This is a genomic window from uncultured Actinomyces sp. (assembly GCF_963526355.1).
In the GTDB taxonomy this organism is placed as follows: Bacteria; Actinomycetota; Actinomycetes; order Actinomycetales; family Actinomycetaceae; genus Actinomyces.
Genome location: NZ_CAUROW010000028.1, coordinates 1 through 14362 on the forward strand (window position 1 = coordinate 1; position 14362 = coordinate 14362).

General features: G+C 67.9%; 12 protein-coding genes. 2 read left to right on the forward strand and 10 right to left on the reverse strand.

Annotation, left to right across the window (positions count from 1 at the left end; all coding sequences use genetic code 11):
* The coding region (argH, locus tag RWR81_RS07525; protein WP_314456465.1) for an argininosuccinate lyase at window positions 1-1106 on the reverse strand (1106 nt) is incomplete at its 3' end.
* 175 nt (window positions 1107-1281) lie between these two features.
* Between argH and RWR81_RS07530 the strand changes: the two genes are divergently transcribed.
* Complete coding sequence (locus RWR81_RS07530) at window positions 1282-2163, forward strand: formate/nitrite transporter family protein (RefSeq protein WP_314456467.1); 882 nt, start codon at window positions 1282-1284, stop codon at window positions 2161-2163.
* A 183-nt stretch (window positions 2164-2346) separates the two neighbouring features.
* Here the strand turns inward: RWR81_RS07530 and RWR81_RS07535 are convergent, their stop codons facing one another.
* The 9 genes from RWR81_RS07535 to pheS all read right to left on the reverse strand — a co-directional run bounded on the left by RWR81_RS07535 (window position 2347) and on the right by pheS (window position 13251).
* Entirely contained in the window at window positions 2347-3570 is a 1224-nt protein-coding gene (locus RWR81_RS07535) for an argininosuccinate synthase (RefSeq protein ID WP_314456469.1), read from the reverse strand.
* A gap of 77 nt (window positions 3571-3647) precedes the next feature.
* Window positions 3648-4235 carry an ArgR family transcriptional regulator gene (locus RWR81_RS07540; protein WP_314456472.1) on the reverse strand — a complete coding sequence of 196 codons (588 nt, stop codon included), beginning with the start codon at window positions 4233-4235 and terminating at the stop codon, window positions 3648-3650.
* Window positions 4232-5554, reverse strand: a complete 1323-nt coding sequence (locus RWR81_RS07545; protein ID WP_314456474.1) for an acetylornithine transaminase — start codon at window positions 5552-5554, stop codon at window positions 4232-4234. The genes RWR81_RS07540 and RWR81_RS07545 overlap by 4 nt, the downstream gene beginning before the upstream one ends.
* A complete protein-coding gene (gene argB / locus RWR81_RS07550; protein WP_314456476.1) occupies window positions 5551-6477 on the reverse strand; it encodes an acetylglutamate kinase in 927 nt (308 codons plus the stop codon). The genes RWR81_RS07545 and argB overlap by 4 nt, the downstream gene beginning before the upstream one ends.
* The gene (argJ, locus tag RWR81_RS07555) at window positions 6474-7670 is read right to left on the reverse strand and encodes a bifunctional glutamate N-acetyltransferase/amino-acid acetyltransferase ArgJ (protein WP_314456478.1); all 1197 of its coding nucleotides are present in this window, start codon (window positions 7668-7670) and stop codon (window positions 6474-6476) included. Before argJ ends, argB begins: the two co-directional genes overlap by 4 nt.
* Window positions 7667-8776 (reverse strand): N-acetyl-gamma-glutamyl-phosphate reductase, encoded by a 1110-nt coding sequence (gene argC / locus RWR81_RS07560; RefSeq protein WP_314456480.1) that lies wholly within the window; start codon window positions 8774-8776, stop codon window positions 7667-7669. The genes argJ and argC overlap by 4 nt, the downstream gene beginning before the upstream one ends.
* Before the next feature lie 80 nt (window positions 8777-8856).
* Window positions 8857-9375 (reverse strand): flavodoxin domain-containing protein, encoded by a 519-nt coding sequence (locus RWR81_RS07565; RefSeq protein ID WP_314456483.1) that lies wholly within the window; start codon window positions 9373-9375, stop codon window positions 8857-8859.
* A gap of 131 nt (window positions 9376-9506) precedes the next feature.
* Window positions 9507-12164, reverse strand: coding sequence for a phenylalanine--tRNA ligase subunit beta (gene pheT / locus RWR81_RS07570; protein ID WP_314456485.1), 2658 nt, complete (start codon window positions 12162-12164; stop codon window positions 9507-9509).
* A 1-nt stretch (window position 12165) separates the two neighbouring features.
* The gene (gene pheS, locus RWR81_RS07575; protein ID WP_314456487.1) at window positions 12166-13251 is read right to left on the reverse strand and encodes a phenylalanine--tRNA ligase subunit alpha; all 1086 of its coding nucleotides are present in this window, start codon (window positions 13249-13251) and stop codon (window positions 12166-12168) included.
* A gap of 191 nt (window positions 13252-13442) precedes the next feature.
* On the opposite strand from pheS, the gene RWR81_RS07580 reads away from it, so the two are divergent.
* Window positions 13443-14306: a MerR family transcriptional regulator gene (locus RWR81_RS07580; RefSeq protein ID WP_314456489.1), complete on the forward strand. Its 864-nt coding sequence runs from the start codon at window positions 13443-13445 to the stop codon at window positions 14304-14306.
* The last annotated feature ends 56 nt before the right edge of the window (window positions 14307-14362 follow it).

Consider the following 14362-nt stretch of genomic DNA (forward strand, 5'->3'; position numbering starts at 1 on the left):
GCCAGGGTATCGACGGCGTCGAAGACGGGCTCCTTGTCCTCCTGCAGGTCCCGGTCGTAGGCCAGCGGCAGGGCCTTGAGGGTGGCGAGCAGCCCGGTCAGGTCGCCGATGAGGCGTCCGGCCTTGCCTCGGGCCAGTTCGGCCACGTCCGGGTTCTTCTTCTGCGGCATGATGGATGAGCCCGTGGAGTAGGAGTCGTCGAGAGTGACGAAGTCGAACTCCTTGGTGTTCCAGATGATGATCTCCTCGCTCAAGCGCGAGACGTCCACCGCGACCATCGCGAGGACGAAGCTCAGCTCGACGACGACGTCGCGGGCGGCGGTGCCGTCAATGGAGTTCTCCACGGCCGCCTCGAAGCCGAGGTCAGTGGCCACGGCGTCGGGGTCCATGCCGAGCGTGTTACCGGCCAGTGCTCCGGAGCCGTAAGGGCTCACGGCGGCACGCGCGTCCCAGTCCTCGAGGCGCTCGACGTCGCGCATGAGCGGCCAGGCGTGGGCGAGCAGCTGGTGGGCGACGAGGACCGGCTGGGCGTGCTGCATGTGGGTGCGTCCGGGCATGATGGCGTCGGAGGCCCGAGCCGCCTGGTCGATGAGGGCGTCGACGACGTCGAGGACGAGGCCTGCGATATGACGCGCCTGGTCGCGCAGGTACATGCGGATGAGGGTGGCGATCTGGTCGTTGCGGCTGCGCCCGGCACGCAGGCGCCCACCCAGGTCGTCGCCGGCGCGCTCGATGAGACCGCGCTCCAGGGCTGTGTGGACGTCCTCATCGGAGACCTCGGGGACGAAGATGCCGGCGACGACGTCCGCCTCGAGACGGTCCAGGGCATCCAGCATGCCGGACAGCTGACCCGCGTCCAGCAGGCCGGCCTGAGCCAGGGCGCGGGCGTGGGCTCGGGAGCCGGCGATATCGTATCGGGCGAGGCGCCAGTCGAAGTGAGTGCTCACCGACAGTGCGGTCAGCGCGTCGGCGGGTCCCCCGGAGAAGCGCCCACCCCACAGGCTGACTCCCACAGGCCGCAAGGGCTGCTGCGGGGAGGTGGCGATCCGATCGACGGAGGAGTGGGAGTGACTGGAGGACTGGCTCATGACCCCATCATGACCCATGCAGCCGCCCGGGTGCCTCAACGATCCATGCGGAACCGGTCCGTGGTGGATCAGTGGCGAAGAGGTCGGCCTGCCTTGAGGAAGGCCCGAGCACCGGGGACGGCCGGACGGCACCGACCAACGGGAAGGAAGAAAGGCCTGCCTTGTGACTCGACCCTCATGTCATGATGAGCCCGTGCCCGCCGAACAAAACGCTCTTTTCCCAGGCAAACAGTTCATCTCCACCGTGCTCGAGGCGTTGGAGACCAAGACCCGGATGACCGGGACCATCGCTCACCGCTACCTCATGCGTGCGGCCATGGCCGGCATGATCGTGGCGGTCTTCTACATCGTCAACTACGCCATCGTCGGTGTCTTCGACGGCCTGCGCGTCGGAGACACCTCGCTTGCAGGGGTCGGCAAGATGCTCGGAGCTCTGGCCTTCGGACCCGCCCTCGTCTTCATCTACTACACGAAGTCCGAGCTGCTCACCAGCAACATGATGGTGGTGGTCATCGGCTACTACTACAAGCGCATCTCGGCGTGGAGGACCCTGAGGGTGCTGTTCATGTGCCTGGCCGGCAACTTCATCGGCGGGCTCGTCTTCGCCGTCATGTACCACTTCTCCACACTCGTGGGCGGAGCCACCGGCGAGCAGGCCGTGCACTCGGTGGAGGGCAAGCTCCATTACCTGTCATCGGCCTCCGGGGTCGCCGACCTCTTCGTGCGGGCGATCCTGTGCAACTTCATGATCAACCTGGCGATGCTTCTCATCTACAACGGCTTCATCCACGAGGACTGGTCCAAGATCTTCTCGATGATCATCGCTGTGTTCGTCTTCGCCTTCCTCGGCTTCGAGCACTCGGTGGCCAACACCGTCCTGTTCACCGTCGTAGGGCTGACGCATGGCATCGACGTCCTACCGGCCCTGGGCAACGTGGCCGTGGCGCTGCTGGGTAACTTCGTGGGCGGCGGTCTGCTCATCGGCGGCTACTACGCCTACGCCAACGACGACTCCCGCTGGCTGCGTCGCCGGCCCCACGAGGGCGAGGCCCGGGCGTCCGAGCCGGCTGAGTGAACCGAGGTCGACGACTCCCGGACACCGACCGCTGCCGTACCGGTGCTCCTGCACAGGATGACTGAACCGGTTGCCTCCGCCCTACTCCGCAGAGGCAACCGGTTCATCATGTCCAGTCAACCTGAGGCGGGCCTGCTCCGGAAGAATCGGTGACGGGCCGGGGCCTTGTGTCGAAGATCCCCGTCAGAATCCCTGGCCATTGCCGGCGCGCACATCACGGGCAGCAGCGAGCTTGGACTGCATGCCGTAGATCTCGATGAACCCTCGTGAGGAGGACTGGTCGAAAGTGTCCCCGCTCTCGTAGGTGGCCAGGTTGAAGTCGTACAGGCCGGTCTCGGAGCGACGTCCGGTAACGGTTGCACGGCCGCCGTGCAGAACCATACGGATGTCACCACTGACGTAGCGCTGGGTGTCCTCGATGAAGGCGTCCATGGACCGCTTGAGCGGGGAGTACCACTGGGCCTCGTAGACGAGCTCCGCCCAAGTCTGCTCCATGCTCCGCTTATAGCGGCTTTGCATGCGCTCCAGGGTGACGGCCTCGAGCGCCCGATGCGCCTCGATGAGGGCGACGGCCCCGGGGGCTTCGTAGATCTCACGGGACTTGATGCCCACGAGCCGGTTCTCCACCATGTCGATACGTCCCACCCCCTGGGCCCCGGCCCGGCGGTTGAGCTCCTGGATAGCCTCCAGCGGGGTGACCTCCCTGCTGTCGATGGCCACGGGGACACCCTCCTTGAAGGTAAGGATCACCTCATCGGGCAGAGGCGGGTAGGTGGGGTCATCCGTGTAGACGTAGACGTCCTTGGTGGGAGCGTTCCACAGGTCCTCCAGGTAGCCGGTCTCAATGGCGCGGCCCCACACGTTCTGGTCGATGGAGAACGGGTTGTGCTTGGTGGTCTCGATCGGCAGGTTGTGCTTCTCGGCGTAGTCAATGGCAACGTCACGAGTCAGCGCCAGGTCACGCACCGGGGAGATGCAGTCCATGTCAGGGGCCATCGAAGTGATGGAGACCTCGAAACGGACCTGGTCATTGCCCTTACCGGTGCAGCCGTGCGCCACTGTGTGGGCGCCGAACTCACGGGCGGCCTTGACCAGGTGGCGGGCGATGACGGGCCGAGAGAGCGCCGAGACGAGCGGGTAGGTACCCTCATAGAGAGCATTGGCCTTCAGAGCGGGCATGCAGTAGTCATTGGCGAACTCATCGCGGGCATCGGTCACAAAGGCATCGACGGCGCCGCAGTCAAGGGCTCGCTGACGGATCACCTCAAGGTCCTCGCCGCCCTGGCCGACGTCAACGGCGACAGCGACGACCTCTCGGCCGGTGGCCTCGCCGATCCAGCCGATGGCAACAGACGTGTCCAGGCCTCCGGAATAGGCCAGGACGACACGGTCCTTATGAGTACTCATGGGAATCTCTCCTCTTTTTGGTGGCACTAGCGAACCGGTGGTGAGGTGACGGAGGTGTCGAGGGCGGTAGGGAGAAGTCAGGCTCGGGTCGAGGGATCGGCCAGCGCGAGCAGGTGCCCGGCCACGTCAGCGGCGACCTGAGCACTGCGGGTGATGACCAGGACGGTGTCGTCTCCGGCGATACAGCCCAGGACTCCGGGCATCATGGCGTCGTCGACGGCTCCTGCAAGCAGCTGGGCGGCTCCGGCCGGGGTTCGCAGAACGACTTGGGATCCGGCCCACTCAGCGGTGACGAGCAGCTCTGCGCACCACCTGGCCAGGCGGGGAGTCGTGTGGGCGGGCAGGGAGTCCTCGGTCTCCTCCGCCCCGATGAAGGCTCCGGCGTGGACCTGGCCGGGGGCCCCGGCCTCGGGCATCGAGTAGATGAGCTCTCCACCCGGTGCGCGGATCTTCGTGGCCCGCAGCTCCACCAGGTCCCGCGAGAGCGTGGCCTGAGTGGTGCTGATGCCGCGTAGAGCCAGGGCCTTGCGCAGCTGGGCCTGGGAGCGGATGCGTTCACGGGAGAGGATCTGGACGATGCAGGCATGCCGGGCGGTCTTGGTCCCAGGGGTCAGTGGGGCCGGTGCCGCCGGGTCCCGATGGGAGGCCTCAATGGTGGCGCTCATGAACTCACTTTCTCGGACAGTGCCCGGCGGACAACCTCGGAGAAGGTTGCGGTGAAGGCCCGGGCGTCATCGTCGGACAAGATGAAGGGCGGTGCCAGGCGGATAGTGTCGGGACGCGGCGCGTTGACGATGAAACCGTGTTCAGCCAGGGCGGCGGCGATCTCGACGGCGGACGGGAGGCCCGCGGCCAGCCCGACGCCGATGAGCAGGCCTCGGCCGCGTACCTCGTCAACGCCGTCAACGGCCAGCAGCTCCCGGCACCAGGCCGAGCCGAGCCGCTCGACCCGGCCGAGCAGGTCCTGTCCGCGAATGGTGTCGATGACGGCGAGCGCGGCCGCGCAGGCCACCGGGTTGCCGCCGAAGGTAGTGCCGTGCTGACCGGGCCCCAGAAGACTCGCGGCCTCACCGGTGGCAACGACTGCGCCGATGGGGACACCGCCGCCCAGGCCCTTGGCGAGGGTGACGACGTCAGGCACGACGCCGGGGGCCAGCAGATGGTGCGCCATCCAGGCGCCGCAGCGCCCCATCCCGGTCTGGACCTCATCGATGATGAGCAGAGCGCCGGCTGCCCTGGTCAACTCGCGAGCGGCCTCCAGGTATCCCGCCGGCAGCTCGCGAACCCCGGCCTCCCCTTGGATGGGCTCAACGATGAGTGCCGCCACGTCCGGTCCCAGCGCTCTGCGCAGCGCCTCGGTATCGCCGGCCGGAACGAACTCAACACCGCCGGGCAGGGGCTCGAAGGGCTCCCGGTAGGCGGCCTTGTGAGTCAGGGCCAAGGCACCCATGGTTCGCCCGTGAAAGGCGTCTTGAAGAGCCAGGACGCGAGGGCGGCTACCACCGCCGTGCCGGCGGGCGATCTTGAAGGCGGCCTCGTTGGCCTCGGTCCCGGAGTTGGCCAGGAAGACCCGGGAGTCGTGTGCGGGCCATCCCGGGAAGGTCAGGGAGATGAGCTCCTCGGCGAGGCGAACCTGGGCGGGGGTGGTGAAGAAGTTCGAGACGTGTCCGAGGGTGGAGATCTGAGTGCTCACGGCCTCGACAATCGCAGGATGGGCGTGTCCCAGGCAGTTGACGGCGATCCCGGCCAGCAGGTCGGTGTACTCCTTACCATCTGCGTCCCAGACGTGGGCCCCCTGTCCGCGTACCAGGACCCGACCGGGGGTGCCGAAGGTGTTCATGACGGCGTCGGTGTAGCGATTCAACCAGACGGCACCAGTGGTGCCGTCACCGCTGGCCGTCCCGACGACAGTGCCAGCGGCGGAGCCGGCCCCGTCGGTGGCGGGAGCCGGCGCTGATGAGCCCGGTTCTGAGGGCACGCTCATAGGCTTTTTCCTCCGTTCAGTGGCGGTACCGGGGCGTCGCCGGGGTGAATGACGGTGCCGACGCCCTGGTCGGTGACGATCTCCAGGAGCATGCTGTGGGCCTGACGGCCGTCGACGACGTGGGCCTGGCCGACTCCCCCGTACACTGCCCGCAGACAAGCCTCCATTTTGGGAATCATCCCGGACTCGAGGGTGGGCAGGAGCTCCTCGAGCGCGGCCGCGCTGATGAATGGCACCAGCGAGCCGCGGTCGGGCCAGGCGGCGTAGAGCCCCTCGACGTCGGTGAGCATGAGCAGGGTGCGGGCCTTGAGCGCCACGGCGATCGCGGCGGCCGCCGTGTCGGCGTTGACGTTGAGGACGGTCTCGGAGTCCGTCGTCAACGGGGCGACCGAGGAGATGACGGGGATGCGGCCCTGATCGAGCAGGTCGATGATGGGCTGCGGGCTGACGTCGACGACGTCGCCGACCAGGCCCACGTCGACGCTGCGCCCGTCCACTGTGGCCAGGCGCTGACGGGCCCGTAGGAGTCCACCGTCCTCACCGCTGATACCAACGGCGGCGGCACCGTCGGTGTTGAGCAGGGAGACGAGCTCGCGCTGAACGGAGCCGGTGAGGACCATACGGACCACGTCCATGACCTCGGGCGTGGTCACGCGCAGACCGCCGCGGAACTCCGAGCTGATACCCAATCGCTTGAGCATGGCATTGATCTGGGGGCCTCCGCCGTGGACGACGACGGGGCGCACCCCGACCTGGTGGAGGAAGAGGACGTCCTGGGCGAAGGCGCGTTTGAGGTCGTCGTTCACCATGGCGTTGCCGCCGTACTTGATGACCATGGTGGCGCCCTTGTAGGTGCGCAGCCAAGGTACTGCCTCCAGCAGGACGGAGGCCTTGATCTGAGGGTGGAGAGGCGTCCGGTTCATGTCGTGTAGTCCGCGTTGATGGTGACGTAGCCGTGGGTGAGGTCGTTGGTCCACACAGTGGCCTCGGCCCGGCCCGCTGACAGGGCGATATCGATACGGGTCTCGCGCGGACTCATGTCCACCAAGTCGCGGTCCTGATCGGGGGCACCGTGGCGGAAGATCGTCACGCCGTTGATGGTCACGTCGACCTCGTCAGGGTTGAAGGGGCAGACGTCCTCGGGCACGGTTCCCAGCTGTGACAGGACGCGTCCCCAGTTCGGATCGGCCCCGGCGACGGCGCACTTGAGAAGGTTGGAGGAGCTCACCGTGCGGGCCGCGGCCTCCGCGGCGGCCTCGCTGACGGCGCCGGAGACGGTAATGGCGATGTCGTGGGTGGCGCCCTCGGCGTCGGCCACGAGACGCCGCCCGAGTCTGCTCATCACATCGGTCAGCGCCTCGTCGAACTCGGCTCGGGAGGGTGTGACACCAGAGGCTCCGGAGGCCAGCAGGAGGACGGTGTCGTTGGTGGACATGCAGCCGTCGGAGTTGATCCGGTTGACGGTCCGTGCCGTGACAGACGCCAGGGCATCCTGCGCCTCCCGAGGGGTGAGGACGGCGTCAGTGGTGATAACGGCAAGCATCGTGGCCAGTCCCGGCGCCAGCATGCCCACTCCCTTGATCATGCCGCCGATGGTCCAGCCCTTCTCGCCGGTGCCGACCGTGAGGACGTCCTCCTTGGAGACGGTGTCGGTGGTCATGATGGCGATGGCCGCGTCGGTCCCGGCCCGGGGCGTATCAGCCAGGGCGAGGGCCGCGACGTCGATACCCTCCAGGAGGACGGGCATGTCGATGCGCTCCCCGATGACTCCGGTGGAACAGACCAGGACCTGGCCCGGCTCGGTCCTCAGCAGCCCCGCGGCACAGGCTGCTGTGGCCTCAGTGTCGCGGAGGCCTTGTTCTCCGGTGCAGGCGTTGGCGCTTCCGGAATTGAGGACGACGGCCCGGGCGCGTCCCGGCTCGCCGCGCCCGTGACCGGCCAGGAGCCGGCGCGACCAGACGACCGGTGCGGCAACGGCACGGTTGGTGGTGAAGACTCCGGCGGCGGTGTCGAGTGGGCCGTCGTTGACGACGAGGGCGAGGTCGGGCTTGCCAGAGGCCTTGAGGCCGGCACGTATGCCGGCTGCCCGGAAGCCCCTGGCGGCTGTCACGCTCACGGTGCAACTCCTTGGGTAGTGATGGCGGTGGTCTCCTCCAGGCCGAGAGCCAGGTTGAGGGACTGCATGGCGGCGCTGGCGGTGCCCTTGCCAAGGTTGTCGATGGCACACATGGCGACCACGGTGTCCGCACCACTGTCGATGGAGACCTGGACGGTGGCGGTTCCGCTGCCCAGGACGGCGCCCGTCGTGGGCCAGGTGCCTTCAGGCAGGAGATGGATGAGGGGCTCACCACTTCCGATCGCCCCGTAAGCGCTCTCCCATACCTTCCGCAGCGCCGCCTGCGGGTTAGCGAGGTCTCGCAGGGCGGGAGTCAGCGGGGCGGTGACGGTGGCGAGGATGCCGCGACTCATGGGGACCAGGACCGGGGTGAAGGACAGGCGTGTCACGCCGGTGGCGGCGCCCGCAATCTCCAGGTTCTGGATGATCTCGGGGATGTGCCTATGGGTGCCACCGACCGCGTAGGGCTGGGCCGACCCCAGTGCCTCGGCCGCGGTGAGGTGGGGCTTGAGCGCCCTACCGGCCCCGGAGTAGCCGACCGTCAGAACCGCTGTCAGCCGGGACGGGTCAATGAGCCCTGCGGCCACGCCCGGTTGAAGAGCGAGGGTGACAGCGGTGACGTTGCAGCCAGGGACCGCAATGCGCCTGGTGGCGGCGAGCTCGACGCGCTGAGCCCGAGCGCGTGCCTCGCCGTCGCGCAGGAGCTCAGGCATGCCGTAGGTCCAGGCTCCGGCATAGTCCGAGCCGTAGAAGGCCTCCCATACCTGCTTACTGGTCAGGCGGTGGTCCGCGCCGCAGTCGATGAGGACGGGTGTGTGACCACTGACGGTTCCGAGCTCTTCAAGAGCGGCCGTGATGACACCGGAAGCGCCATGAGGCAGGGCCAGGACGACGACGTCATGCTCTGCGAGGGTCTCCGCCTCGGTCGGCCGGACGATTCGGTCGGCCAGAGGCAGCAAGTGCGGATGGTGATCACCGAGACGACTACCGGCGGACGAGGCGGCTGTGAGCGCACCGATCCTTATCTCGGGATGGTTGACAAGTAGACGCAGAACCTCGCCACCCGCGTATCCGGTGGCTCCGGCAACAGCAATAGACCAGGTCATGCAGCAACAATACATCCAACTGCATAGAAATACAGCAACCGACGGTCACCGCCCCCTCCCGTCGCCTCAATCGTCTGCGGCTAGCTACGCCCCCTACGCCCTATGAGGGTGTCGTCGTAGAGGGAGGTGGCGATGGCGTCCGCCCACTGCCGCACCTCATCCCAATCGCGATAGTCACCCTCGGTGGCGCCGCCCAACTTGGCGATGGAACGCTCACGGAGGCTCAGCTTGGAGGGGTCGAAGCGCCCCGCAAAAGTCATGTGATCCTCAGGGTCGAGCGCCAGCAGAACCGGGCCGATGCGCATGGGGTCGGAGACCTTGCCCTTCGGCAAGCCGGAGAGTCCCACAGAGAAGGCCCACACGGGCTTGGCCTTGAGGTCGTCATGGAAACGCCTGGTGAAGTCGACGGCCTCCGATGTCCACTTGGTCATATAGACGGCGCTGCCCAGGATGAAGGCGTCGTACCCATCGACGCTGTCGACATCCTCGGGACGCTTGATCTCAACAGTGATCTGGGCAGCCTGGAGCCGTTCGGCGATCACTGCAGCCACCTCGTCGGTGGACCCATGCTTGGAGGAAGAGGTCAGCAAGATCTTCATGTCGCCTAGTATTACCGAGACCACACCTGCTGTCTGGGATCCACTACCCGACGAAAGCACCAAAGCCACTCCAATGGTCATGATGTGTATCACACCGCGACGATCAACAGCGTCGCCGGGCTCTGCGTCGCTCAACTGCGCAGCTCGGCACCCAGAAGCTTGGCGGCTCGCTTGACAACACGCTTACGTACGCCGGCAGTCTCCTCAGCGGTCAGTGTGCGGTCGGGAGCACGCAGCACCAGGGAGACGGCCAGGGACTTCTTGCCCTCGCCGAGCTGGGCACCACGGAAAATGTCGAAAAGGCGAATCTCTTCGGCCAGGTCCCCGGCGGCCTGCCTGACCAGATCCTCGACCTGGCCAGCGGTGACGGCTTCGTCAACGACGAGGGCAATATCCTCCTTGGCAGCCGGAAAGGTGGAGACGGCCTTGACCTGGAGTGCTCCGACGCTGCGAGCAGCCTCCAGCAGCGGGTCAAGGTCGATCTCGACGGCGCAAGCCCGCTCCGGCAGTCCGAGTGCGCGGACCACCCGCGGGTGAAGCTCACCGGCGTGCGCGACGAGCGTCCCGAGCTCGATCTCCTTGCCCCGGCGCCGGCCAGGCAGACGGATCTCTGCGGTGCGGCCGGGGTGCCAGGGGGCGTGGGGCTGCTCCGGGGCGGCGACAACGACCTCTACCCCGAGGATGCCGGCCACTGTGCGGACCGCCTCGACGGCGTCGGCCCAGTCCCAGGGACGGCCGGCCCCGAGGACTCCGCTGCGCTCATGCTCACCGGTCATGACAGCGCCGACATGGGTGGGCTGAGCGGGGATACCCGCTCGCAGAGCCGCTAGCTCGGCATCGGTGGGCCGGCGGCCAGTCTCAGGGATCGGTGCGGGTACTGTACCGGCTGGGTGAGTGACCGTCCCGATCTCAAAGACGGCTGCGTCAGTCAGGCCGCGCGAGACGTTGCGCCGAGCTACCTCCACCAGGGAGTCCAGGATGCTCGTGCGCAGGTAGGGGGCGTCCTCGGCCAGAGGGTTGGCCAGGCGCACCGTCTGGCGGCGAGCGTCGTCCAATGGGATCTCGAGCAGGTCGTGGACGTCCCCGATGAAGGGGTAGGACAGGACCTGGGTGAGTCCGGCATCCGCCAGGGCGCGCACGACGTCGCGGCGGGCCCTCTGGTCAGCGCTCAGTCCCGTGCCGGCGGGGACCTTGGGCACGATGACCGGGATGGAGTCGTATCCGTCGAGGCGGGCGATCTCCTCGACCAAGTGGGCCGGGCCCACCAGATCCGGCCGCCAGGTCGGAGGGGTAACGGTGAGCAGCACAGTCCCGTCATCGGCGGACCCACTGCGCTTCACGGTGCAGCCGATGGTGGTGAGCAGCTCGGTGACGCGGTCGGTTCCATAGGCGACGCCGGTGAGGCGCTCAGCGGCGTCGGAACGCATGGTGATGGCCTCGGGGGGCCGGGTGCGGTTGACGTCGGTGGACACGGGCTCGGCACTGCCGCCGCCGTACTCGACGAGCAGGTCGACGGCGCGCTGGGCGGCGATGGGGGCCAGCTCGGTGTCAACGCCGCGTTCATTGCGCTTGGACGACTCGGTGGGAAGCTTGTGGCGCCGGGAGGAGCGGGCAATGGAGACCGGGTCGAAGTGGGCTGCCTCGATGAGGACGTCGCGGGTATCGGCGTCGACCTCGCTCAGGGCCCCACCGAAGACACCGGCCAGAACCAGTGCCCGTGACCCCTCTCCCTCCGGGGAGTCGGAGATGACCAGGTCCTCGGGGTCGAGGGTGCGGGTGACGTCGTCAAGGAAGGTGAGACGCTCATCCTCCTGGGCGCGTCGCACGACGATGGGGGCGGTGAGCTTACCGGCGTCGAAGGCGTGCAGCGGCTGTCCCAGGTCGAGCATGACGTAGTTGGTGACGTCGACGGCCAGGGAGATGGGCCGCATACCTGCGGCGGTAAGACGGTCCTGCATCCAGACCGGCGATGGTGCGTTCGGGTCGATGCCGCGCACGAGGCGGGCGACGTAGCGGTCGCAGCCGGGGCGCCCGTGGATGGGGCGGGGGTCCTCGGGAATGACGACGTCGAAGCCGCCTTCGCCTGCCGGCGCCAGCCCGTTGGGGTAGAGCCCCGTGTCGGTGTCGTCGGCGGGGTCGGCGAAACGAGCACCGGTGGAGTGGGAGTACTCGCGGGCAACGCCGCGCATGGAGAAGCAGTAACCGCGGTCCGGGGTCACGTTGATCTCCAGGACCTCCTCCCCCAGGCCGAGGATGCCGATGGCGTCGGTTCCGGGGGCGGGCGGTTCCTCGCCGTCGTGGCCGTGCTCGGCCAGCCACTGCTGGAGCACGATGATGCCGGAGTGGTCCTCCCCGATGCCGAGCTCACGGGCCGAGCAGATCATGCCGTCGGAGACATGGCCGTAGGTCTTGCGCGCGGCGATGCGGAAGTCGCCGGGCAGGACGGCGCCGGGCAGACAGACCACGACGGAGTCACCGACGTCGAAGTTGTGGGCGCCGCAGACGATGCCGCGGCTGGGCAGATCGGAGGGCTCCTTGCCGGTGCCGGGGGCGTCGTTGTGCTCGGGGCCGACGTCGACGCGGCAGTAGTTGATGACCTTGCCGTTGGACTGCTCCTTGGCCTCAAGGGTAAGGACCTTGCCGACGACGAGGGGGCCGGTGACGGCCGGGGGGACGATGCGCTCCTCCTCCAGGCCCACCCGGACGAGGTCGGCGGCGAGCTGCTCGGCGCTCAGGCCGGAGGGGACGTCGACGTGCTCGCGCAGCCATTCAATGGGGACGTAGGGCATGTCAGTTTCCCTTTCCGGTGGTGCCGAACTGCTGGGAGAAGCGGATGTCGCCCTCGACGATGTCGTGCATGTCGGCGATGCCGTGGCGCAGCATGAGGGTGCGCTCCAGGCCCATGCCGAAGGCGAAGCCGGTGTAGACCTCGGGGTCGATGCCGCAGGCGGTGAGCACGTTGGGGTTGACCATGCCGCAGCCTCCCCACTCGATCCAGCCGGCGCCGCCCTTCTTCTGGGGGAACCACAGGTCCATCTCGGCGCTGGGCTCGGTGAAGGGGAAGAAGGAGGGGCGCAGGCGGGTGCGCGCCTCGGGGCCGAACATGGCCTTGGCGAAGTGGTCGAGGACACCCTTGAGGTGCGCCATCGTCAGGCCCTTGTCCACGGCCAGGCCCTCGACCTGGTGGAAGACGGGGGTGTGGGTCTGATCGAGCTCGTCGGAGCGGAAGACCTTGCCGGGGCAGGCCACGTAGATCGGGGGCTGCTGATCGAGCATGACCCGGGCCTGGACCGGGGAGGTGTGGGTGCGCAACACAAGGTTGGCCGCCTGCCCCTCGGCCGCCCCGACGCTGGAGCCGTCGATGTAGAAGGTGTCCTGCATCTGGCGGGCGGGGTGGTCGGCGTCGAAGTTGAGGGCGTCGAAGTCGAACCACTCGTGCTCGACCTCCGGCCCCTCGGCGATGGACCAACCCATGGCGACGAACAGGTCGGTGACCTCGTCGACCAGGACGTCGAGGGGGTGGCGCGCGCCCGTCACCGTCCGAGATGTGGGAACGGTGACGTCGACGGCCTCGGTACGCAGCATCTGCTCCTCGGCGGCGGCCTCGAGGGTCTCCTGCCTGGCGGTCAGCGCCTTGGCGATGCGCCCGCGAGCGCCGCCCAGGAGCCTTCCGGCGGTGGGCTTGTCCGCCTTGTCCAGGGTTCCGATGAGCCGGTTGGCCAGGGTCAGTGGTGAGGCGTCGCCGGTGTGAGCCAGGCGGGCCTCCTTGAGCTCGGCGAGGGTGCCGGCTGCGGCGAAGGCGGCCAGGGCCTCCTCGACGGCGGCGTTGATGCCGGCCTCGTCCAGGGGCGAGAGCACGCCGGGAGCGTCAGTCATATGCGGTGCCTTCCACCAGGTGTCTCCGGGGTTGTCCGCCCTTAAGGGTAGTCTGCGCCGTCGCGAGGGTGTGAATCGTCCCGTCACCGGGGTGGCGCGGTGAATCCTTCTCCACCTCGTCATGCGGTCCGGTCAGGTTGCTGCCACCTGGGACTTGACGGTGACGTTACGTCACCTGCTGAGATGGATTCATGCACGTCAAGGAGCTTGCTCGGATCGCCGGCACCACGCCGAGGGCGGTGCGCTACTACCACCACCTGGGTCTACTGGAGATTCCGCCCACGGTGCGGGGGCGGCGCGAGTACGGCGTCGAGCACGTGGCCCGTCTGCTGCGTATCCGGTGGCTGGCCGACGGCGGACTGTCGCTGACTCAGGTGGCTGAGATGCTCGCCTCGGACACGATCGGCACCGATCAGGACTCCCGCCGTGAGGCGGTGCTGCGTGACCTGCGGGCCACTCGGGGCACGATCGAGGCGCAGCAACGCAGCCTGGCCGAGCAGGCCTCCCGTGTCGATGAGCTCATCGCCCGGGTGGAGCGCGGTGAGGGCCTGTCCCCCGCCCCCAGCGCTCTGACACGTTTCTACGACGATATCGAGGCCAGGATCGCCCGCCTGGGCGGCAGCATGCGAGGGCTGCGAGCCGAGCGCCAGATGATGGTGGTACTCGCCTCGCTGGGCATGGTGCCCGACAGTGCGATCCCCTTCATCGAGGGACTGGATGAGGCCGATCGGGAGCTGGCCGCCCAGCAGATCGCGGACTTCACCCGGCTGTCCACGCTGGCCAAGGCCGAGGGCCGGGCCGAGGCCCACCGGCTCGCGCACAACAGCTGGGGGCTGGCGTGCCGTCACAAGGAGCACGCCCTGGCCGTCCTGGACGACCTGCCCTCAGGTGCTCTGGGGCGCGCCATGTGGCGACTCACCCATGTGCTGACCGCTTCCAGCTACCCCCACCCGGCTCAGCATGCCTTCGTGGCTGAGCTCATGGAGCTCATGCTCGCCGATCCGGACTTCGCCGCAACGATCCGCCGCTCGGCGGGAGAGGAGCCAGTGCTGTGAGAGCCAAGGCAAAGAAGGCAACAAGGACGTCAGCAGCAACCTCCCGTACGGATGCG

Coding starts and splice junctions, on each gene's coding strand:
- RWR81_RS07535 (WP_314456469.1), bottom strand. CDS start 3,570: ATGAGTACTCATAAGGACCGTGTCGTCCTGGCCTATTCCGGAGGCCTG.
- RWR81_RS07540 (WP_314456472.1), bottom strand. CDS start 4,235: ATGAGCGCCACCATTGAGGCCTCCCATCGGGACCCGGCGGCACCGGCC.
- RWR81_RS07545 (WP_314456474.1), bottom strand. CDS start 5,554: ATGAGCGTGCCCTCAGAACCGGGCTCATCAGCGCCGGCTCCCGCCACC.
- argB (WP_314456476.1), bottom strand. CDS start 6,477: ATGAACCGGACGCCTCTCCACCCTCAGATCAAGGCCTCCGTCCTGCTG.
- argC (WP_314456480.1), bottom strand. CDS start 8,776: ATGACCTGGTCTATTGCTGTTGCCGGAGCCACCGGATACGCGGGTGGC.
- RWR81_RS07565 (WP_314456483.1), bottom strand. CDS start 9,375: ATGAAGATCTTGCTGACCTCTTCCTCCAAGCATGGGTCCACCGACGAG.
- pheT (WP_314456485.1), bottom strand. CDS start 12,164: ATGCCCTACGTCCCCATTGAATGGCTGCGCGAGCACGTCGACGTCCCC.
- pheS (WP_314456487.1), bottom strand. CDS start 13,251: ATGACTGACGCTCCCGGCGTGCTCTCGCCCCTGGACGAGGCCGGCATC.
- RWR81_RS07580 (WP_314456489.1), top strand. CDS start 13,443: ATGCACGTCAAGGAGCTTGCTCGGATCGCCGGCACCACGCCGAGGGCG.